The sequence below is a fragment of the Mesorhizobium sp. WSM4887 genome, from assembly GCF_029625865.1.
Taxonomy (GTDB): Bacteria; Pseudomonadota; Alphaproteobacteria; order Rhizobiales; family Rhizobiaceae; genus Mesorhizobium.
The window spans coordinates 577,130-596,818 of sequence record NZ_JARTVP010000002.1 but is presented as its reverse complement, the minus strand read 5'-3'; the positions used below and the strand labels follow the sequence as shown (position 1 = coordinate 596,818).

The 19,689-nt window shown below is 61.9% G+C and carries 21 protein-coding genes and 1 pseudogene; 15 read left to right on the top strand and 7 right to left on the bottom strand.

Going from position 1 to position 19,689, the window contains the following annotated elements; all coding sequences use genetic code 11:
• Positions 1 to 2: 2 nt before the first annotated feature.
• Positions 3 to 812: a universal stress protein gene (locus P9230_RS11325; RefSeq protein ID WP_278118967.1), complete on the bottom strand. Its 810-nt coding sequence runs from the start codon at positions 810 to 812 to the stop codon at positions 3 to 5.
• A gap of 259 nt (positions 813 to 1,071) precedes the next feature.
• Between P9230_RS11325 and P9230_RS11320 the strand changes: the two genes are divergently transcribed.
• On the top strand, positions 1,072 to 2,559 hold the full coding sequence (locus P9230_RS11320) for a PAS domain-containing sensor histidine kinase (protein WP_128203382.1): 1,488 nt from the start codon (positions 1,072 to 1,074) through the stop codon (positions 2,557 to 2,559).
• Positions 2,549 to 3,160, top strand: coding sequence for a response regulator FixJ (gene fixJ / locus P9230_RS11315; RefSeq protein ID WP_245475444.1), 612 nt, complete (start codon positions 2,549 to 2,551; stop codon positions 3,158 to 3,160). Before P9230_RS11320 ends, fixJ begins: the two co-directional genes overlap by 11 nt.
• A gap of 351 nt (positions 3,161 to 3,511) precedes the next feature.
• Here the strand turns inward: fixJ and P9230_RS11305 are convergent, their stop codons facing one another.
• Positions 3,512 to 3,661 carry a 3-ketoacyl-ACP reductase gene (locus tag P9230_RS11305; protein ID WP_206520499.1) on the bottom strand — a complete coding sequence of 50 codons (150 nt, stop codon included), beginning with the start codon at positions 3,659 to 3,661 and terminating at the stop codon, positions 3,512 to 3,514.
• 377 nt (positions 3,662 to 4,038) lie between these two features.
• Here P9230_RS11305 and P9230_RS11300 point away from each other — a divergent pair, with 377 nt between their 5' ends.
• A complete protein-coding gene (locus P9230_RS11300; protein WP_278118963.1) occupies positions 4,039 to 4,590 on the top strand; it encodes an Hsp20/alpha crystallin family protein in 552 nt (183 codons plus the stop codon).
• 128 nt (positions 4,591 to 4,718) lie between these two features.
• On the opposite strand, the gene P9230_RS11295 is transcribed toward P9230_RS11300, so the two are convergent.
• Entirely contained in the window at positions 4,719 to 4,847 is a 129-nt protein-coding gene (locus P9230_RS11295) for a hypothetical protein (RefSeq protein WP_278118961.1), read from the bottom strand.
• A 236-nt stretch (positions 4,848 to 5,083) separates the two neighbouring features.
• On the opposite strand from P9230_RS11295, the gene hemA reads away from it, so the two are divergent.
• The 9 genes from hemA to arcC all read left to right on the top strand — a co-directional run bounded on the left by hemA (position 5,084) and on the right by arcC (position 14,117).
• Entirely contained in the window at positions 5,084 to 6,361 is a 1,278-nt protein-coding gene (gene hemA, locus P9230_RS11290; protein ID WP_278118959.1) for a 5-aminolevulinate synthase, read from the top strand.
• A gap of 83 nt (positions 6,362 to 6,444) precedes the next feature.
• Positions 6,445 to 6,873, top strand: a complete 429-nt coding sequence (locus tag P9230_RS11285; protein WP_128203491.1) for a DUF2267 domain-containing protein — start codon at positions 6,445 to 6,447, stop codon at positions 6,871 to 6,873.
• A gap of 3 nt (positions 6,874 to 6,876) precedes the next feature.
• Positions 6,877 to 7,590, top strand: a complete 714-nt coding sequence (locus tag P9230_RS11280; protein WP_278118956.1) for a phosphoribosyltransferase — start codon at positions 6,877 to 6,879, stop codon at positions 7,588 to 7,590.
• A gap of 10 nt (positions 7,591 to 7,600) precedes the next feature.
• Positions 7,601 to 8,050: a pyridoxamine 5'-phosphate oxidase family protein gene (locus P9230_RS11275; RefSeq protein WP_278118955.1), complete on the top strand. Its 450-nt coding sequence runs from the start codon at positions 7,601 to 7,603 to the stop codon at positions 8,048 to 8,050.
• A 91-nt stretch (positions 8,051 to 8,141) separates the two neighbouring features.
• On the top strand, positions 8,142 to 9,386 hold the full coding sequence (locus P9230_RS11270; protein WP_278118954.1) for an MgtC/SapB family protein: 1,245 nt from the start codon (positions 8,142 to 8,144) through the stop codon (positions 9,384 to 9,386).
• Positions 9,387 to 9,508: 122 nt separating this feature from the next.
• The gene (gene arcD / locus P9230_RS11265) at positions 9,509 to 10,975 is read left to right on the top strand and encodes an arginine-ornithine antiporter (RefSeq protein WP_278118951.1); all 1,467 of its coding nucleotides are present in this window, start codon (positions 9,509 to 9,511) and stop codon (positions 10,973 to 10,975) included.
• 10 nt (positions 10,976 to 10,985) lie between these two features.
• Positions 10,986 to 12,200 (top strand): arginine deiminase, encoded by a 1,215-nt coding sequence (locus tag P9230_RS11260; RefSeq protein WP_278118949.1) that lies wholly within the window; start codon positions 10,986 to 10,988, stop codon positions 12,198 to 12,200.
• Positions 12,201 to 12,211: 11 nt separating this feature from the next.
• Positions 12,212 to 13,213, top strand: coding sequence for an ornithine carbamoyltransferase (argF, locus tag P9230_RS11255; RefSeq protein ID WP_127248344.1), 1,002 nt, complete (start codon positions 12,212 to 12,214; stop codon positions 13,211 to 13,213).
• A gap of 1 nt (position 13,214) precedes the next feature.
• Positions 13,215 to 14,117, top strand: coding sequence for a carbamate kinase (gene arcC, locus P9230_RS11250; RefSeq protein ID WP_127248343.1), 903 nt, complete (start codon positions 13,215 to 13,217; stop codon positions 14,115 to 14,117).
• A 26-nt stretch (positions 14,118 to 14,143) separates the two neighbouring features.
• Here arcC and P9230_RS11245 read toward each other — a convergent pair whose 3' ends face one another.
• Positions 14,144 to 14,509 carry an SHOCT domain-containing protein gene (locus P9230_RS11245; RefSeq protein WP_206520498.1) on the bottom strand — a complete coding sequence of 122 codons (366 nt, stop codon included), beginning with the start codon at positions 14,507 to 14,509 and terminating at the stop codon, positions 14,144 to 14,146.
• Between the two features lie 180 nt (positions 14,510 to 14,689).
• On the opposite strand from P9230_RS11245, the pseudogene P9230_RS11240 reads away from it, so the two are divergent.
• Positions 14,690 to 15,944, top strand: a pseudogene (locus P9230_RS11240) (MFS transporter).
• A gap of 42 nt (positions 15,945 to 15,986) precedes the next feature.
• Here P9230_RS11240 and P9230_RS11235 read toward each other — a convergent pair.
• From P9230_RS11235 to P9230_RS11225, 3 genes are all read right to left on the bottom strand, one after another.
• Positions 15,987 to 16,280 carry an alpha/beta hydrolase gene (locus tag P9230_RS11235; RefSeq protein WP_278118945.1) on the bottom strand — a complete coding sequence of 98 codons (294 nt, stop codon included), beginning with the start codon at positions 16,278 to 16,280 and terminating at the stop codon, positions 15,987 to 15,989.
• Entirely contained in the window at positions 16,277 to 16,948 is a 672-nt protein-coding gene (locus P9230_RS11230) for an alpha/beta hydrolase (protein WP_278118943.1), read from the bottom strand. The genes P9230_RS11235 and P9230_RS11230 overlap by 4 nt, the downstream gene beginning before the upstream one ends.
• A gap of 102 nt (positions 16,949 to 17,050) precedes the next feature.
• Positions 17,051 to 17,629, bottom strand: coding sequence for a hydrolase (locus P9230_RS11225; RefSeq protein ID WP_245475435.1), 579 nt, complete (start codon positions 17,627 to 17,629; stop codon positions 17,051 to 17,053).
• Positions 17,630 to 17,713: 84 nt separating this feature from the next.
• Between P9230_RS11225 and groL the strand changes: the two genes are divergently transcribed.
• Both groL and P9230_RS11215 read left to right on the top strand, forming a co-directional pair.
• Complete coding sequence (gene groL, locus P9230_RS11220) at positions 17,714 to 19,336, top strand: chaperonin GroEL (RefSeq protein WP_278118940.1); 1,623 nt, start codon at positions 17,714 to 17,716, stop codon at positions 19,334 to 19,336.
• A 67-nt stretch (positions 19,337 to 19,403) separates the two neighbouring features.
• Positions 19,404 to 19,592 (top strand): hypothetical protein, encoded by a 189-nt coding sequence (locus P9230_RS11215; protein ID WP_278118938.1) that lies wholly within the window; start codon positions 19,404 to 19,406, stop codon positions 19,590 to 19,592.
• Positions 19,593 to 19,689: the final 97 nt, after the last annotated feature.

Sequence of the window (19,689 nt, the reverse complement as noted above, 5' to 3'; positions counted from 1 at the left end):
AGTCAATTTGAAAGCAGGCGGCTGATGCTGCTCTCGCCGATCAGGGAGCGTGTGATGCCGCCAAAGGCCCATTCCCTGAGCCGGCTGTGTCCGTAGGCCCCGGAAACGATCAGATCGGCGTGGATCGAACGAGCAAATGTCACCAGCGCCTCGCCATCCGCGGTACTAGCGATCACTTCGGTTCGCGCCATGATGCCATGCTGTTCCAGAAACACCGCCACATCGGCGAGGCTGTCGCGAACATCCTCACCCGAGGCAGTCTCCATCGTGGCGACGACAACTTCCTTGGCTTTGGCAAGGAACGGCAGAGAGTCGGATAGGGCTCTTCGTGCTTCCCGGCTGTCCTTCCAAGCGACCAGGACGGTTCTCCCGACCAGGTGTTCAGCATTGACCGCTGCAACCAGCACAGGGCGACCGGCCCCGAGTACCAGGCTTGCTATGTCGAGCGCACGGAAGACATCGTCGTTGCCATCGCCGGTCACGATGAGATCAGCTGAACGGGCTACCAGCCCCAGGGCGCGAGTCGGACCGCAGATATATTGTTTCCATTCGCTGCTGATGGAGTGCGGGACAAGCCTCTCGAAGATGTCACGCAGTTCGGCAAGACGCTTCTCGATCTCCTGCCGTTTGACCTGCATGACCTCGCCTTCATAGACTAGGCCTTCACCCGTGGCCACCAAGGGCGGAACATCCGCGGCAGCGAAGCCGACGAGGTGAGCATCGAAGCGATGCGCCATTTCCGCCGCAAGCTTCACGATTGGCGCGGGATCCGCATCGACGGCCAAGTTGACGACAATCGTTTTGTAGGACATGCGGGCACCTCACAGAGTGGGCTTCCCTAATGCTCCTTCGGGGGGCGAAGCACTTTGATGTGGGTCAAAATAAGGGAGCGAGTTGTTTGCGAATGGATGCTTGGATGCTAAATCTGCCACCGGCAGTGTTCTCGATGCAGGGCAAGACGTGACAGAGAAGGGGTCAGCTTCTTCCGCGGACGTGGTCGCCAAGTCGCCCGTTCCGTCAATTCCTCCGGCAAGGCATGACGATGTGCCCGGACGTCAGCTTCTCGCGCGGATGTTCGACCAGGCTCCCGGCTTCATGACCCTGCTGAAGGAACCAGGCCACGTGTTCGAATTCGCGAACGCAGCCTACAGACGGATGGTCGGTGAGCGGCAGGTCATCGGCAAATCCGTGCGAGAAGCGTTTCCCGATCTGGAGGGTCAAGGCTTCTTCGAGCTGCTGGATCGCGTCTACGAAACCGGCGAACCCTATGTGGGTCGAAGCGTCAAGGTCGTCTATCGGAACGTCGAAACAGGCGCCGCCGAGGAACGGATCCTCGACTTCGTCTATCAGCCCGTCAGAGCGGCCGACGACCAGATCACTGCCATCTTTGTTCAAGGCACCGACGTCAGCGACCTGTCGTTCGCCAATGCTGCGCTGCAGCTGCGCGAGGATCACCTGCGTTCGATCCTGGCGACAGTTCCCGATGCGATGATCGTCATCGACGAAAGTGCAAACATCCAGTCCTTCAGCACCGCGGCGGAGATGTTGTTTGGCTACGAGGCCGGCGAGGTCATCGGGCAGAACGTCAAGATGCTGATGCCCTCGCCCTACCGGGAGGAGCATGACGCATACATGCAGCGCTACCTGAAGACGGGAGAACGCCGCATTATCGGACTTGGCCGCACGGTGACCGGGATGCGCAAGGACGGATCGACCTTTCCGATGGAACTGGCTGTCGGCGAAATGCATCCGGGAACAGGGCGCTTCTTCACCGGCTTCTGCCGCGACCTGACGGATCGCCACAGGACTGAGGCCAGGATGCAGGAGCAGCAGCAGGAGCTGCTGCACATGGCACGTTTTACCGCGCTCGGCGAAATGGCCTCGACATTGGCGCATGAGATAAACCAGCCGCTGACGGCCATCACGAACTACCTGAAGGGCAGCCGGCGCCTCTTGGAAAAGAGCAATGATCAGCACGCGGCCCTGCTCAGGGACGCCGTCGAAAAAGCGGCCGAGCAAGCCCTGCGCGCTGGCGACGTTATCCGTCGCCTCAGGGATTTTGTCGCCAGGGGAGAAAGCGAGCGCCAGGTTGAGCGCCTGCCGTCTCTGATCGAAGACGCCTCCTCGCTCGCGTTGGTGGGCGCCAGGGAAGCGGATGTGCGTGTCACCTACGAGCTTGATCCAGCCGCCGAACTTGTTTTGACCGACCGCATCCAGATCGAACAGGTGTTACTGAACCTGATGAGAAACGCGGTGGAGGCCATGCAGGGTGCGCCGCGCCGAGAGTTACACATCGTCACAGCGGCCAGGCACGATGGCATGGCGGAAGTCGGCGTGATCGACACCGGGCCGGGGCTGGCGCCGGAGGTATCAGCCCAGCTCTTCCAACCTTTCGTGACCACCAAGAAACAAGGAATGGGCGTGGGGCTGTCCATTTGCCGCACTATCGTCGAGTCGCATGGCGGGCATATCTGGGCCGAGTCAGTGCCCGGTGGGGGCACAGCGTTCCGGTTCACCTTGCGCGCCGTCGAAAAGGAAGAGGTTGCCCGTGGCCAGTGATGTCGTGCATGTGGTCGACGACGATATCGATGTGCGCAAGTCGCTGGGTTTTCTCCTTGCGACAGCCGACTTTGCCGTACGCCTTCACGAATCCGCGAGCGCGTTTCTGGCAACGGAAACGAAGGAGATTGACGGCTGCATCGTAACCGATGTGCGCATGCCCGGCATAGACGGCATCGAATTCCTTCGGCAACTGAGAGGACGCGGCCATGCCGTTCCGGTCATTGTGATGACAGGGCACGCGGATGTTGCTCTAGCCGTCCAGGCGATGAAGGAGGGAGCCGCAGACTTCATCGAGAAGCCGTTCGACGACGAGGTGCTGATCGAGGCGATCCGGTCAGCCCTGGGCAGTCGCAATCATGCTGTTGCCACGCATCCGCAAGCAGTGGAGATCCGTGCGAATCTTTCCAAGCTCTCGGAGCGCGAGCGCCAGGTGCTCGACGGGCTTGTCTCCGGATTGCCGAACAAGACGATCGCCTATGATCTCGGCATCAGTCCGCGCACCGTGGAAATTCACCGCGCGAACGTTATGAGCAAGATGGGCGCTGGGAGCCTGTCACATCTGGTGCGCATGGCTTTGATAGCCGATCCGAAGACGTAGAGCGGTTCAGCGTTTCGCGAAACCGCCCAACCGCTCTAAGTATTCTGCGCAATTCCAGACGGAGAACCGACACACCTTCCCTGGAATTGCTCTAGTGTGAACTCTGCATTGGATCCCAGTCACTCTTCTCGGGATCCCATGGACGCCAGTGGGTGGGATGAACGTCGACCCGTGCGCCGGTAGCGGCGTTTTTCCAGCCCAAAAGCTCTTTCCTACAAGGGAATACGAGCACATGCGCACCGTCCTGATCAAAGACAGCCAGTTGAAGACTGGGGCCAGATGGCGCGCTCGCGATGGGATTCCACATCGAGCTATCCTGATCCAAGGAATGGTCTGACGCTTTGACTTGAATCATTTTTCGAACGGCACGACTTTCCATCGCCGCGCATCGGTTCTTTGATGCAGGGCCTCGGGCTCCACGGCGAGCCAGCTCAAGGCAATGGCCGCGCCAATTCCAGACCCTGCCCCGGTAACGATCGCCGTCCTGCCTTTGAAATCCATGGTCGTGGCTCCGTTGATGGAGCAGCAGATAGCGATCGCCGGAGCGCGTTGCCTTGGCTGCCGTCAAATCGAGATCATGGTCTGCCACGCAGCATCACCCGCGTTGGTGCCAACCCGTCCTCGCTTTGTTTGACGCGGATCAAAGATCGCAGCTCAAAGCGGTGCTTCGATGTTTGCCTCGATAGGCTGAGCATGGCTTGACCACACGCGCGCGACGATCCGCGCCACACGCGGAAATCGCGAAGTGATGGGACGGGTCTCGCAAGGACGCCTACCGAGCGGGTCCGCTGGCCTCGGCTCTAACGCCTCGTGGCAATCCTGGTGGGAAGAGCAGAGGCAGCGGCACTTGCCGATCAACCTGTTCTATGGAGAGAACCATGGCCGAAGCCGCCACCAAACTGCCCGTGAAAACCGAGAAAGCCGCTCCTGCGTCGCCGAGATCCGACAACTGGACGACGCCGCTCGAGAGCTTGCGTCGCGAGGTCGACCGGCTTTTCGACGACTTCCATCCCTTCCATCCCTTTGACTTCCGGCTGCCGTCCTCCCGCTCGCTTTTCGGCCGCGACCTGCCCACGTTCCGCAGCACTGCCTGGCCGGTAGCTCCGGCAATGGACCTGGTGGAAAAGGCCAACGGTTTCGAGATTTCGGCTGAACTGCCGGGCATCGACGAGAAGAACGTCGATATCAAGCTCGCGAACAACATTCTGACCATCAAGGGCGAGAAGAACGAGGAAAAGGAAGAGAAGGAGAAGGACTATTATCTCTCGGAGCGCCGCTATGGCTCCTTCCAGCGCTCGTTCCAGTTGCCCGAAGGAGTGGATGCCGACAAGATCGACGCCAGCTTCGCCAAAGGCGTGCTGACCGTGAAGCTGCCGAAGACGGCGGAAGCCCAGAAAGCTGAGAAGAAGATCACCGTCAAGGCCGCCTAACGGCGCCTGCGAGAGCCAGTGCACGGGAAGGTGCGCTGGCCCTGCTTTTCCAGCTTGGCTGTAATTGGCTTATCCAGGCTGATCGCCGGCTTGGAAGGAGCATTCCTCTTTTCCGTGTCAGCTTGCCGTTACGCGATTTCAAGCTTGCTCCACTCGCGCGCAAGCAAGTCTTCAATGACCCGCATCACCGGGCCATTCTCCCGGGCGAGCAAATCTTCGAAATGGGCGATGTTGGCCCGCGTAATGAATCTGTCCACGACAATCCCTCGAATGTCGTTTTGACGTTCTCATTTCAAACCGGACGTAGCGTGCATCCCACCCCGGTTTGTTCACATTCTGCGGCCCCTCGGACTTCGGCGCCTGGCAAGACCGATCGGCAATGTTTGCAGGTGCGTGCATGGGAATTTGATCTGGCTCAATGTGAGCACCGCGCTCACGCGGCAAAAGCTATTGAAGGATTTGCCACGGTTTTCTCCTAAACAGGACTTCGGACATGAACTATCAGCGGTTCTTCGAAGATGCGATCGACCAGCTCCACGCCGAGCGTCGCTACCGCGTTTTCGCCGACCTCGAGCGCATCGTGGGCAAGTTCCCGCGCGCCGTCTGGCGTTCCAACGGCCGCGCCCAGGAAATCACCGTATGGTGCTCCAACGACTATCTCGGCATGGGCCAGAACGCCGATGTCATCGCCGCTTTCCAGAGCGCTGCCGGCAAGATGGGTTCGGGTGCCGGCGGCACCCGCAACATTTCCGGCACCTCGAACCCGCTGGTCGAGCTCGAGCATGAGCTTGCCGACCTGCACGACAAGGAAGCGGCGCTGGTGTTCACTTCCGGCTTCGTCTCCAACGAGGCCTCGATCTCGACCATTGCCCGGCTTCTGCCCAACTGCCTGATCATCTCGGACGAGCTGAACCATGCCTCGATGATCGAAGGTGTGCGCCGCTCGGGCGCGGAGAAGAAGATCTTCCGTCACAACGACGTCGCGCATCTGGAGAGCCTCTTGCAGACGGCAGGGCGCGAACGCGCCAAGCTGATCGTGTTCGAAAGCGTCTATTCCATGGACGGCGACATTGCGCCGATCAAGCAGATCGTCGAACTCGCCGAGCGTTACAACGCCATGACCTATATCGACGAGGTCCATGCCGTCGGCATGTACGGGCCGCGCGGCGGCGGCATCACCGAGCGCGAAGGCCTGGCCGACCGCATCGACATCATCCAGGGCACGCTGGCCAAGGCCTTCGGCACGCTGGGCGGCTATATCACCGGCACCAGCGCTGTGATCGACGCCGTGCGCTCCTATGCGCCGGGCTTCATCTTCACCACCGCGCTGCCGCCGGCCATCGCCGCCGCCACCACCGCCTCCATCCGCCACCTCAAGCGCTCGCAGGCCGAGCGCGACGCGCAGCAGCGTCAGGCGGCGCGCACCAAGCAGGTGCTTGCCGCGGCCGGGCTGCCGGTGATGGAATCCGCCACCCACATCGTGCCGGTGCTGGTCGGCGATCCCGAGCTTTGCAAGATGGCGAGCGACCGGCTGCTCGGCGTGCACGGCATCTACATCCAGCCGATCAACTATCCAACGGTGCCGCGCGGCACCGAGCGGCTGCGCATCACGCCGACGCCGTTCCATTCGGATGCGCTGATCGCCGAACTGCAGGACGCGCTGGTCGAGACCTGGGATGCGCTGGGCATTCCCTATGGCGCCGCCGGCAGGCCTGCCGTCGCCAAAACCGACCGGATCATTCCGCTGCTGGTGAACAACGCGGGCGGCTAGCTCCAAGGTGCAAACTTGATCCGGCGCAATGCGCGAAAGTGTCCAGCAAGCGACAATAGAAACAGATCTGAAGGATCGCAAAGATGACACACTCTGTTTCGCATACTTCCCTCACCCATGCCGCCGAGCAGGCGCAGCAATGGGTGAACGAACTCGCCAAGGATCTGGACTGGAATGAGCAGAGCGCGTTTCGGTTGTTGAAGTCGGTCCTCCATGCCTTGCGCGACTGGCTCTCGCCCGAGGAAATGGCCGATCTGTCGGCACAGTTGCCGACGTTGATCAGAGGCATTTACTTCGAAGGCTGGAACCCAGCCGAACCGGCGTGGGAACGGAAGAAGCGCGACTTCGTCATCTGCGTCCGCAACAGTTTTGGCTACGAGCCGGAGATCGACGTCGACAAGGCTATTGGAGCGGTGTTCAAGCTCCTCGACCGCCATATCTCCCACGGCGAGATCGTCCAGGTCCGAAACTCGATGAAGAAGTCGCTGCGCCAACTCTGGCCGGAGGAATGACCGATGTTTCGCGATCGCCAAGACGCGGGGCAAAAGCTCGGTGCCTCGCTGGAGCGCCTCCAACTGCAGGATCCAATTGTACTCGCCTTGCCGCGCGGCGGCGTTCCTATAGCGGCCGAAGTGGCCAAGGCTCTCCAGGCACCCCTGGATCTGGTCATCGTTCGTAAAGTCGGAGCGCCAGGAAATCCGGAACTTGCCGTGGCCGCCATCGTGGACGGAGACCCGCCGGACGTCGTTCTCAACCGAGAAATCGTCGAAGCTTACGCTCTCGATGACAGCGCCCTTCGTGTTTTGATCGCGCAGGAACGGCCGGAATTGGAGCAACGCCGGGCAATATATCGCGGAAAAGAGCAGCCTCTGTCAGTGGCCGGCAAAACGGTGATTGTCGTTGACGACGGGGCGGCGACCGGAACGACGATGAAGGTGGCTATCCGCGCGTTGAAGCGACGTTCGCCGCGAAAGATAATCGTAGCGCTTCCGGTCGCACCGCCGGAGACCGTTGACGAGCTCGCGCAGGAAGCGGATTTGACGATCTGCCTCAACCAGCCTGCCCGCTTCCGGGCGCTCAGCTATTATTATGGCACCTTTCCGCAACTCTCCGACAGCGAGGTGCTTGATATGGTGGCGCTGGCTCGCGACGATCGCCGCAATGCTGTCGAAAGAGCACGTTCCGGCGCAAACGCCGCAAGCAAATCGCGGCATGAGGCCGGCACCTAGGAGTTCCGCGATGCAGATCCGCACCCTTTCCACTTTGGAATGCACCAAGCTGCTGATGGCCCATCGCGTCGGTCGCTTGGCCTGCGCGAAGGACGGACAACCTTATATCGTGCCGTTCTACTATACCTACGCAGACAACCGTCTCTATGCATTTTCGATGGTGGGCAAGAAGATCGACTGGATGCGCATCAATCCACTTGTGTCGGTGCAAGTCGATGAACACAGCACCGCCCGAGGTTGGAAAAGCGTCGTCGTCGACGGCCGTTATGAGGAACTATCCCATCGGATCGGACACGAGGTGCAGCTTGATCACGCATGGTCGTTGCTGAGCAAGCACGCCGACTGGTGGGAGCCAGGCGCGCTCAAGCCGACCGCATCCTCAGACGCGGAGCATCTTCCTCATGTATTCTTCAGCATCTTCATCATGGAAGTTTCGGGCCGCGAGGCGTCGGAGAGCTAACCCTTCGACAGCGCGGTCATGCGGAAGCCGTGCCAAGCCAACTGCCGGTCGATGCGGCTGGCCGCATATGCGGCCGACCTGAGGCCCCGCCATGGACTCGCTCATAGTCCAACTTGGTGTCGCCCTGACGATAGGCCTCCTCGTTGGATTGGAGCGCGGCTGGCGAGAGCGCGATGCACCCGATCGGAGCCGCACTGCGGGCATCCGGACATTCGGCATTACGGGACTTCTCGGCGGTGTCATCGCGGCGTTGGCCGAAGCGCTCAATGCGATTTCCGTATTGATCGCCGGCTTTCTCGTCTTTGCCGGCATCTTTGCCTGGTACAAGGCGCGCGAAGCTGCGCATGACGAGGATTTCAGTGTTACGACCGTTATTGCGGGTTTGGCTGTCTTTGTCCTTGGAGCGCTCTGCGTAGCGGGCGATTTCCGCGTTGCAGCCGCGGGTGGCGCAGCCCTCGCCGCACTGCTTGCAAGCCGCGAGGTTCTGCACGGACTCTTGCAGCGCCTTACCTGGATAGAGCTTCGCTCGGCATTGATACTCGCGGCGATGACCGTGATCGTGCTGCCTCTGCTCCCCGACCGCACATTGGATCCCTGGGGCGGTTTCAACCCGCGCGAGATTTGGCTCCTGACAGTGCTGATGGCCTCGATCTCCTTCGCTGGTTACGTCGCAGTACGCGTCCTCGGAAACGCACGTGGCTTGATTGTCAGTGCCCTTGCCGGCGCGGTCATCTCATCCACCGCTGTTACCTTGTCGCTGGCTCGCACGGCCAACGGAGCGAACAGCTCCTTGTCTTTTGCAGGCGCCGCTTCTCTGGCCGCCATGGTCTCGATCCTGCGTGTCTGCCTCGTTGTCACGATGATGACGCCAAGTGTGGCATCGTTCATCGCCACCCCCGCGCTTGCGGCGGCCCTGGTATTCGCCGCCTGCGGAGCGATCGCATTGGCAATTCAGGGCCAAGAGCCGGAGACCCCTGCCGCAACGCGCAATCCGTTCGAAGTGGCGCCGTTGCTGGCTTTTGCAATGCTTTTCGCGGTCGCCTCGACGGCGAGCGCTGCATTGGCTTCGCAATTTGAGGAACGAGGCCTGCTTGCGGGTTCTGCGGTCGCGGCAGCGTTCGATGTCGACGCTTCGGTGCTCAGTGCTCTACGCCTGGTTAAGCAGTCGATCCCGGTCGAGACGATCGGACACGCCGTGCTGACGGCGCTTGCGGCAAACGCTGTTGGACGCCTGTGCCTGGCGGCATTCGCAGGACCGGCGAGGTTCTGGCTGCCCGTGGCCGGCATGACTTTGATTGCGGCAGCTGCGGGTTACGGCGTCATACAACTCCTGTAGGTCCATACGAGCTTGTCTGCGCTGAACGGCCCCCGGCAACGAGCTGGATTTGACCAGCGTCAAGGCCGCCGACCTCTCCTTCCTGTTGAATGCGCCCATCACTCCAAAGGTGGGAGGGCCCGATGGCCACAACAGACATCAATGTCCCTATCCAGGAAGCCGCAACCACAGCATCGACGAAATTAAGGCTGGGATCGCTTACGGCACTCGTCATCGGCTCGATGGTGGGCTCGGGCGTCTTCAGCCTGCCCCAGAATATGGCGGCCGGCGCTGGTCCACTTGCTATCCTGATCGGCTGGACGGTCACGGCGGTCGGCATGCTCGCGCTGGTATTCGTCTACCAGTCGCTGGCGGTGCGCCGACCGGACCTCGATGCCGGCCCCTACGCTTACGCCAAGGCCGGCTTTGGCCCCTTCATCGGCTTCAACAGCGCCTGGGGCTATTGGATCAGCGCATGGGTCGGCAATGTGTCCTACGCGGTAATCGTCTTCAGCGCGTTGTCCTATTTCTTCCCAGCCTTCGGTGACGGGAACACGTGGCAGGCAGTGCTCGGCGCATCGATCCTTTTGTGGATCATCCATTTCCTCGTTCTTGCAGGCATTCGCCAGGCTGCAATCGTCAACACCTTCGTGACCGTGGCCAAGATCGCTCCGGTGGTCCTTTTCGTCGGGGTTGTCGCGGTCGCCTTCAAGCTCAATGTTTGGTCGCTCGACTTCACTGGACTCGCCAACGCTTCCCTCGGTTCGATCGCCACTCAGGTGAAGAGCACGATGCTGGTGACGCTGTGGGTGTTCATCGGTATCGAGGGCGCCAGCGTGTTCTCCGCGCGGGCGGAGCGCCGCAAGGACATCGCCACCGCGACAGTACTAGGCTTCTTCACCTGCCTCGCGCTTTATGCGCTGGTATCGCTGCTTTCGCTCGGCATTTTGAGCCAACCCGAACTGGCCGCCCTTAAGAACCCATCCATGGCGGGCGTGCTGGAGGCAGTTATCGGGCCTTGGGGTGCCGTGCTCATCAATCTTGCGCTCGTCGTCTCGGTCGTCGGCGCCTTCCTTAGTTGGACCCTGCTTGCCGCCGAGATCCCGCATGTCGCCGGCAAGGACGGAACGATGCCGAAGTTCTTCGGCAACGAGAGCGAACGCGGCGTCCCCTCGACCTCCCTGCTCATCACCAATCTGCTTGTCCAGGGCTTTCTGGTGATCACACTCTTCGCTCAGAGCACCTACCAGGCGCTTTTCTACATCGCCTCGGCGGCAATTCTCGTTCCCTACATCTTCTCGGGCGCCTTTGCCGCGAAACTTGCGCTGACCGGGGAGAGCTATGAGAGCGGCGAGCGGCGTTCCGGCCCCCTCATCGCCGGCGTGCTGGCAACGATCTACGGGCTGTGGCTCGTCTATGCGGCGGGGCCTGCGTATCTGTTCATGTGCGCGATCCTTTATGCACCGGGCATCATCTTCTACGTCTGGGCCCGCCGCGAGGCCAATCAGCGCGCCTTCCACCCCGTGGAGGCGATCATCGCAGTCGCGCTCGTCGCCGTCGCAATCCTTGCCGTCTACGAGATGTGGACCGGCGCCGTCAGCGCGCTTTGAGAGTCGTCCCATGGCAAATCTGGGGGTTCATTCGGAGGTCGGTCGCCTGCGCGAGGTAATGGTCCACAGGCCGGATCTCAGCCTACGCAGGCTGACGCCGGACAACTGCAAGTCGCTGCTGTTCGACGACGTGTTGTGGGTAAAGCGGGCGCGCCAGGAGCACGACGTCTTCGTCGATGCCTTGCGTGAGCGCGGCGTGGTGGTTCATTCGTTCGGCGAACTCCTCGCCGCGACCATGGGGATCGGCAAGGCGCGCTACTGGCTGCTAGATCGCCGGGTGCACGCCGGCGTGGTTGGCCTTGACATGGTCGACGAGATGCGAGGCTGGCTGAACGAAATGTCGGCCGGCCTGCTGGCAACCTGTCTGGTCGGCGGCATCGCTCGCGCCGAGCTGCCGTTCGAACCCAAGGGTTTGACGGGAAGAACGCTCGCGCCTCAGGACTTCGTCCTGCCGCCATTGCCCAACCAGCTCTTCACCCGCGACAGCTCCTGCTGGATCTACCGCTCTGTCTCCGTGAATGCCATGTACTGGCCTGCCAGGCGACCGGAAGCGGCCAATGTCGAGGCGGTTTATCGCTTTCACCCGCATTTCCGTGACAGTGGCGTTCCATTCGTGTCACCCCAGGCGGGAACAGGTATCAGCCTGGAAGGCGGCGACGTCATGCCCGTCGGCGGCGGCGTCGTTCTCGTCGGGATGGGGGAGCGCACCACGCCGCAGGCAGTCGGCGATCTCGCCCGCAGCCTGTTCGCGGCCGGCGAAGCCACACATGTGATCGCAGCGCTGATGCCGCGCGACCGCTCCTTCATGCATCTCGACACCGTCTTCACCTTCTGCGACCGGGACCTTGCCACCATGTACCCGCCGGTGGTCGACAGGCTGCGCTGCTTCTCGATCCGGCCCGGAGACGGCAATGCGGCGGTGGAGGTCAAGGAAGAGAACGCCCCCTTCACAAAGGTCGTGGCGGAGGCTCTGGGCTTGAAATCGCTGCGGATCATCGCCACCGGCGGCGACCGCTACGAGGCCGAGCGCGAGCAATGGGACGACGGCAACAACGTCGTCGCGGTCGAGCCGGGCGTCGTCATCGGATACGACCGCAACGTCTACACCAACACCCTTCTGCGTCGCGCCGGTATCGAGGTGATCACCGTCGAGGGCGCCGAGCTCAGCCGCGGCCGCGGCGGCGGCCATTGCATGACCTGCCCCGTCGCACGCGACCCGATCTGAAAGGACATCCAATGTCGATCAACCTGCATGGCCGCTCGGTGCTTTCACTGGATGACCTTTCGGCCGAAGAGATCCGCTTCCTTCTGAAGCTGGCCGCCGATCTGAAGGCCGCCAAGCAGGCTGGGCATGAGATACCCCGCCTGGTTCGCAAGAACATCGCCCTCATCTTCGAAAAGGATTCGACCCGCACACGAACCGGGTTCGAGGTGGCGGCCTATGATCAGGGCGCGCACGTCACCTATTTCGGCCCGTCCGGCAGCCATATCGGGCACAAGGAATCCATGAAGGACACAGCTCGCGTGCTCGGGCGGATGTATGACGCCATCGAGTATCGCGGCTTTGCCCAGCACCAGGCCGAAATGCTGGCGGCGCACGCCGGCGTGCCTGTTTACAACGGCCTGACGGATGAAGCGCACCCGACGCAGACCCTCGCCGATTTCATGACGATGCGTGAGTTCACGCATAAGCATCTGTCGGACATGACCGTCGCATTCGTCGGCGAGGGACGCGACAACGTCGCCCAGTCGCTGGCATTGGGAGCCGCCAAGGTCGGCATGGACATGCGCGTCGCATCGCCGCAGGAGCTGTGGCCAGACCAGGAATTCTGCAACCACGTCAGGGGACTCGCGGAGCGCAGCGGGGGCCGCTTCCGGCTCGATGAAGACATGAAGGGCTGCGTCCAGGATGCCGACTTCATCTACACCGACGTCTGGATGTCGATGGGCGAGGACAAGTCCGGCTGGCCGGAGCGCATCCGTCTTCTGACGCCCTATCGGGTGACGAAAGAAGTGATGGCGGCCAGCGGCAATCCGCATGTCAAGTTCATGCACTGCCTGCCGGCATTCCACGACACCGAAACCGAAGTCGGAGCCTATATCGCGCGCGAATTCGGCATCGACTGCATGGAGGTGACCGACGAGGTGTTCGAGTCTGGCGCCTCGATCGTCTTCGACCAGGCGGAAAACCGGATGCACACGATCAAGGCGCTGCTCGTCGCAACGATCGGCAACTGACATGCTGATCGTTGCGGCTCTCGGCGGGAACGCGCTGTTGCGGCGCGGCGAACCCATGACCGCCGAAAACCAGCGCAACAACGTCAAGCGCGCCGCGTCCGCCCTCGCCGCGCTGATCGACGAAGGCCATTCGCTCGTGATCACGCATGGCAACGGTCCGCAGGTCGGGCTGCTCGCGCTACAGTCGGCGGCCTCGTCCGGCGGCGCCTTCCCACTCGACGTTCTTGGTGCGGAAAGCGCCGGCATGATCGGCTACATGATCGAACAGGAGCTTGCCAATCTCGCCTCTCAACGACTGTACGCTACACTGCTGACGCAGGTGAAAGTCGACCCACGCGATTCCGCATTTTCCAACCCGACAAAGCCGATCGGCCCGGTCTATGACGAAGCGACGGCGCGGCGGATCGCAGGAGAGCGCGGCTGGTCCATTGCGCCCGATGGCGATAAATGGCGCAGGGTTGTGCCCTCGCCCCGTCCGGTCGAGATTCTGGAAGCGTCCGTCATTTCCTTCCTGATCGACCATGGCGTCATCGTCGTCTGTACCGGTGGCGGCGGCGTTCCTGTTGTCGCGCGCGAAGATGGTGGCATGGTCGGCGTCGAAGCCGTCATCGACAAGGATCTGGCCAGCTCGCTGCTGGCGCGCCAGCTGAAGGCCGACATGCTCTTGATGCTCACGGATGTGGACGCAGTCTATGTGGGCTACGGCACGCCGGATGCCCGCGCACTGCGCAATGTCGGCGCCAAGGAACTGTCAGGGAAAGATTTCCCCGCCGGCTCGATGGGGCCCAAGATCAGTGCCGCGACCGAGTTCGTTCAGGCAACGGGCAATCCCGCGGCGATCGGCCGGCTAGAGGACGCGACGGAGATCGTCAAGCGGCGTCAGGGCACCTGGTTCGAAGCCTAGCCTCGTTTTGGATGCCCTCTCGGAACTTATTCGCCGAGCACACGACGCCTTTCCTCGAACTCCTCCTTGTCGATCTCGCCACGCGCAAATCGCTCCCTGAGAATGTCAAGCGGTGCGCGGCCCGCGACCGGGTGATGCGGCGACATTGGTCCCGACCACGGTCCGCCCAGCCCGCGGACGAGAAGGACCGCGGCCGCCACCAGCACCGCGAGGAAGAGCATCATGAACAGCGGACCGAAAATCATGGCATACCAACCTCCGCCCCACCACATCATGTGGGGTCCCCATTCGTACCTTCCGATGTCGGACGGCGCCTGCGCCCACGCCGCAATGGGCAAAAGGGCCGGAACTGCGCTCGCAACCGCGACGGACTTCATCAAAGCCTTCTGCATTGGCTTGCTCCAACTTGAATGAAAACCATTCTACGCCGTCGATCGGGATCCACTTTGCGCGAGATCAACCGCGTTCGGGGCGTGCCGTGTATCGTGCGCACGGCAATACAATGAGATGGACGGGGCCGCCGGATTCGCCATGCTGAGCGCATGATCAAAGTCGAACAGCCGAAGAGAGCGATGGAACAGTTCGAGACTCCGCAAGCCACCCCTGTCCGCTTGAGGACCATCCCAGCGGGGATCTGGGCGCTGGGCTTCGTCTCGCTGCTGATGGACGTCTCATCGGAGATGATCCACGCCTTGCTGCCTGTCTATCTTGTCACCGTCATGGGAGCGTCAATGGTGGCGGTCGGCACCATCGAAGGCATTGCCGAGGCGACAGCTGCCATCACTAAGGTCTTTTCGGGCGCGCTCTCGGATTGGCTGGGGAAACGCAAGCTGCTGGCGGTCATCGGTTACGGCCTCGCCGCTTTCACCAAGCCGGCATTCCCGCTGGCTTCCTCGATCGGCTGGCTCGTGGCGGCTCGCTTTGTCGACCGCGTTGGAAAAGGCATTCGCGATGCTCCGCGCGATGCCCTGATCGCAGACATCGCCCCCGCTCATGCGCGCGGCGCAAGCTTCGGGCTTCGCCAGGCGCTCGACACGGTTGGCGCGTTTATCGGACCGCTCCTGGCAAGGTCTCATGTGGCTGACTGCCAACCAGTTTCGGACCGTGTTCTGGGTCGCGGTCGCTCCCGGCCTTCTGGCGGTCGCGCTGTTGGTCGCAGCCGTCCGTGAGCCGGCTCGGCGCGCCGACCTGCGCCAAGTGCGTGCTCCCCTGAGCCTGCCCGAGCTCAAGCACCTAGGATCGTCCTTCTGGCTGGTCGTCTGCGTCGCCACCGTGTTCGCATTGGCCAGATTCAGCGAAGCGTTTCTCATACTGCGCGCGCAAGGCACGGGTTTGCCGATCGTGCTCGTCCCGCTGGTGCTGGTCGTCATGAACGTGGTCTACTCGCTCGCAGCCTATCCGGCCGGGGTGCTCTCCGACCGCGTCAATCGTCTGACGATGCTTATTCTCGGCTTCCTGATCCTCATTGCCGCGGACTTCGTGCTGGCATTTCCCGAAAATCTGGTCGGCGTAGCGCTCGGCGTGGCTCTCTGGGGCCTGCATATGGGGCTAACGCAAGGGCTTCTGGCAACGCTCGTCGCGGATACGGCTCCGCTGGAACTGAGGGGCACGGCCTTCGGGATGTTCAATCTGTTGGGCGGGCTGGCGCTGCTGGCAGCCAGCTTGCTGGCGGGCACGCTCTGGGATTTGTTCGGGCCGCGGATGACCTTCCTGGCAGGCGCGGCCTTCACGGCGCTAGCGCTCCTTGGACTCGGCCTGGTGCGTTGGCTGATGCCGACCCTTGGACGTAATGGGAAGGCGGAAGAAGGCGCGGTGTCCGACTCCTAACGCCGATGCAGAACAGCCCTTGTCGGCGTCCGGGCCATCGGATCACCGAATCACGCCCGCTCCCTCCAGGAACACGCGGACCGCGTAGCGAACCTGCTGCGCGTGTCCAACCAAAAGATGTCCACCGGTCTCATAGACGACCAGCTTTGCACCGGGGATCCTAGCAGCTGCGAATTCGGCTGCCGGCAGCGTGTTGAACAGGTCATCGCGCGCGGAGATGATCATTGTCGGCGCGGTGATTTCCTTCAACGGCAGCTCACGCAGTTCGGGGACGCTGTCGATCTTGATTCCGGGAAAACGCAGCGACAGCGGCTCGACGCTCCTGACGAAGCTCATGACGCGCTCCCTCTCGGCTTGGGGTGCGACGCTACCAGCGCCGGCCGAACGCCGAAAAAGCGAATGAGTATCGACGGTGCGACGGTCTCAGCGGCCCACCAGGCGAAATCGCCGCCGGCATTGACGGCCCAGAATGCGAACCTGTTGCCGAGGCTCACATTAATCGAAACGGGACTGGTGGGCGAATAAAGGGCTGGGACGACCAGAACGAGAGCGGCGACCCTGTCGGGGTGCCGCAGTGCTAGCTCGACCGCCGAACGAGCGCCGGCCGAAACACCGACAACCACCGCTTTGGGGACGTTCAGTCTTGAAAGCAGCGCTGCGTGCGCGTCGGCCTGCACGGCTGGAGAGGCGTCTCGCGGCACGGGCGTGCGCAGATAGCCGAAGCGCGACGGCGCGATGACCCGAAAGCCCCCACCCGCAAGATCAGCAGCAAGGGCGAGTCCCAAGTCAAAACCGCCGCCAGCGCCGTGGATCGACAGCAGCGGAATACCCGCGCCGCTGTCGGCATATTCGATCGGGCCGATGTCGAGGTTGGCGACCAGACTGCCTTGGCTGACGGCGTGGCGTAAACGACCAAGCTCGTTCCTGTAAAAAAAGAGAGCCACACCGCTAGTGGTCGCAATGGCGATGAGCATGACCAGCAGGAAACCGCCGATTCGACTCATTGCCAAGGCTCCTCCAAAGGACGAGCGAAGATTGACCCGGATGACGCAAGCAAGCGGATATCCCAATCCTTTGTGGCACCGCAAGGCGTTGACCAGCGGGAGCTAAGCCACGGCGGCGACGCCAACGACGTAGTTCTTGCCATAGGCCGCTGCGCATTTTGGGCAGGTCGTATAAAAGAAATACACGTCGCTGGCTTTGGGATTGCGCTGGCGCGCGAGTTGAAGCATTTCCTCATGCCAGCCCCTCACCTGCTCGAACGCCCCTTCGAAAACCCTGGTGATGAAGTCGCCCGTCAGCGTTGTCATTTCCTCCTCGGGCACCACCTTCGATATCGAAAAAAGGTGTTCGGTTTTCCAGGGCGAGAGATCGCGGCTGAGGACGATGAACTGACCTTCGGCCGAGGCGCCGGCCTCGTCGATGTGCTCGTTGACGCGCGCGAAAACGCTGCCCATGTTCACCGGAACATGCATGACGCTGTGGGTTGTCGCCCTGACGAACGGCTTGTCGGCGAAGTGCAGTTCCTGGTCGTCCCAGCCACCCGGGTTGAACCTAGGACAGCAACCAGTCGTGTTGACGCTGGCATCGTAGTGCGGTGTTTCGTTCGTCCGCATGACTGCCTCCTGATGTGAGCAGACGGCAGCAGAGCAGCCAAACACCTTGTCGACATTGATCGCGGTCAACACGCAGATGCGTCAATTGATGCGCATCAAAGCCGGTCGGCGATAAGAGAGCTATGTAAACCGGCCTGACACCCGGAGAAGACCATGGCTCACAAACAGGTATTGTTCCGCTCAGCGGCACGCGAAAAGATTCTTCGCGGCGCGACCCAACTAGCCGATGCAGTGCGGGTGACGCTCGGTCCACGTTCGAAGTCGGTTCTGATCGAAAGGAAATGGGGCGCGCCTATCGTCTGTAACGATGGGGTGACGATCGCCAAGGAATTCGACCTGAAGGACCCGGAAGAGAATCTCGGCGCGCGCATGCTGAGACAGGCCGCCGAGAAGACCGGCGACATGGTCGGTGACGGAACGAGCACGTCAACGATCCTCGCCCATGCGATGTTTGCCGATGGCGTGCGCAACGTCGTTGCTGGTGCCAGCGCGATCGACATCAAGCGGGGACTCGACCGTGCAGCGAAGCGCGCAATCGAGACGCTCAAGCAGATATCGCGGCCGGTCTCGACGAGACGCGAGAAGGAACAGGTGGCGACAATCTCCGCGCACAATGATCCGCTCATCGGCGAACTGATCGGCGAGGCCATGGAAAAAGTCGGCGGCGAAGGTGTCATCACGGTCGAGGAATCCAAGACCACCGAGACCGTCCTTGACGTGGTTGAAGGCATGCAGTTCGACCGCGGCTTCCTTTCTCCCTACTTCGCGACCGATACCGAAAAGATGGAAGCGGTGCTCGAAGACGCGCTCGTGCTTATCGTCGAAAAGAAGATCTCCACGCTCAACGACCTCATCAAGCTGCTCGAGGCCGTGGCGAAATCAGGTTCACCTTTGCTTGTGATCGCGGAGGACGTCGAGGGCGAGGCGCTTGCCACGCTCATCGTCAACCAGGTCCGCGGCACCTTCAAGAACTGCGCCGTGAAGGCGCCGGGCTTCGGCGACCGCCGCAAGGCCATGCTGCAGGACATTGCCGTCCTGACAGGCGGGCAGGTGATTTCTGAAGACCTAGGTCTCAAGCTCGAGAGCGTTGCAATGGCCCAGTTGGGGCGCGCCAAGCGCGTGGTTGTCGACAAGGACAACACCACGATCATCGGTGGCAGCGGCGACCAGAAGGCCATAAGAGGGCGCGTCGAGCAGATCAGGCGAGAGATCATCGATACGACCAGCGACTATGATCGCGAGAAGCTTCAGGAGCGGCTTGCCAAGCTCGCCGGCGGCGTGGCCGTCATCAAGGTGGGCGCACCGACGGAAGCGGAAATGAAGTCCAAGAAGGAGGCGCTCGACGATGCCATCAGCGCCACCAAGGCGGCTGTCGCGGAGGGCATCGTTCCTGGTGGCGGCTTGGCGTTGCTCCGCTGCATTGGCGCGGTTACCGAGGAAGAAGCGCGTTGCGAAGGCGACGAGCGCACTGGCGTGCAGATCCTCCGGCGCGCGCTCGAAGTGCCCGTGCGCCAGATCGCCGAGAATTCCGCCGCCGACGGCGGCGTGGTCATCGCCAGGATGATCGAAGGCAAAGGAAATTTCGGCTTCGATGCCGGCCGCAAGGAATATGTCGACCTGGTCGAGGCCGGCATCATCGATCCGACCAAGGTTGTCCGGATCGCTCTGGAGAACGCCGTCTCTGTCGCCAGGATACTACTCCTCACAGAAGCGACCATGACCGAGGTGCCGGAGCCGGCGAAGGAACGGGCACTTGAACCGGAGATGTCGATGTAGCCGGGGCGATTGCCCTGGACGACAGAAAGGGAGCGCGGAGGCGCCACAAAGAGAACAGGAGTCCATGATGGCACAGAGAATGGACAGGATCGAGGTCGGCATGGATCTGGCCGTAAGATGCCGCGTTACCGAGACCTGGCAAGATGATCTAGGCGACCAATGGGTCAAGGTCCTCATCGAGGGCTATGACATGCCGGTCAAATTGAAGGCAGTCCATTTCTACCCCTTCGATGATCACGACGTTGCCCGCGCCTAGTACGACATCAATACCGGCCAGCGAAGATCCGAGACAACACTCTCAGGTACCTGCCCAGCCTTGGCAGCGCTGTTGCCTCGGCGAGACCGGAGTCCCA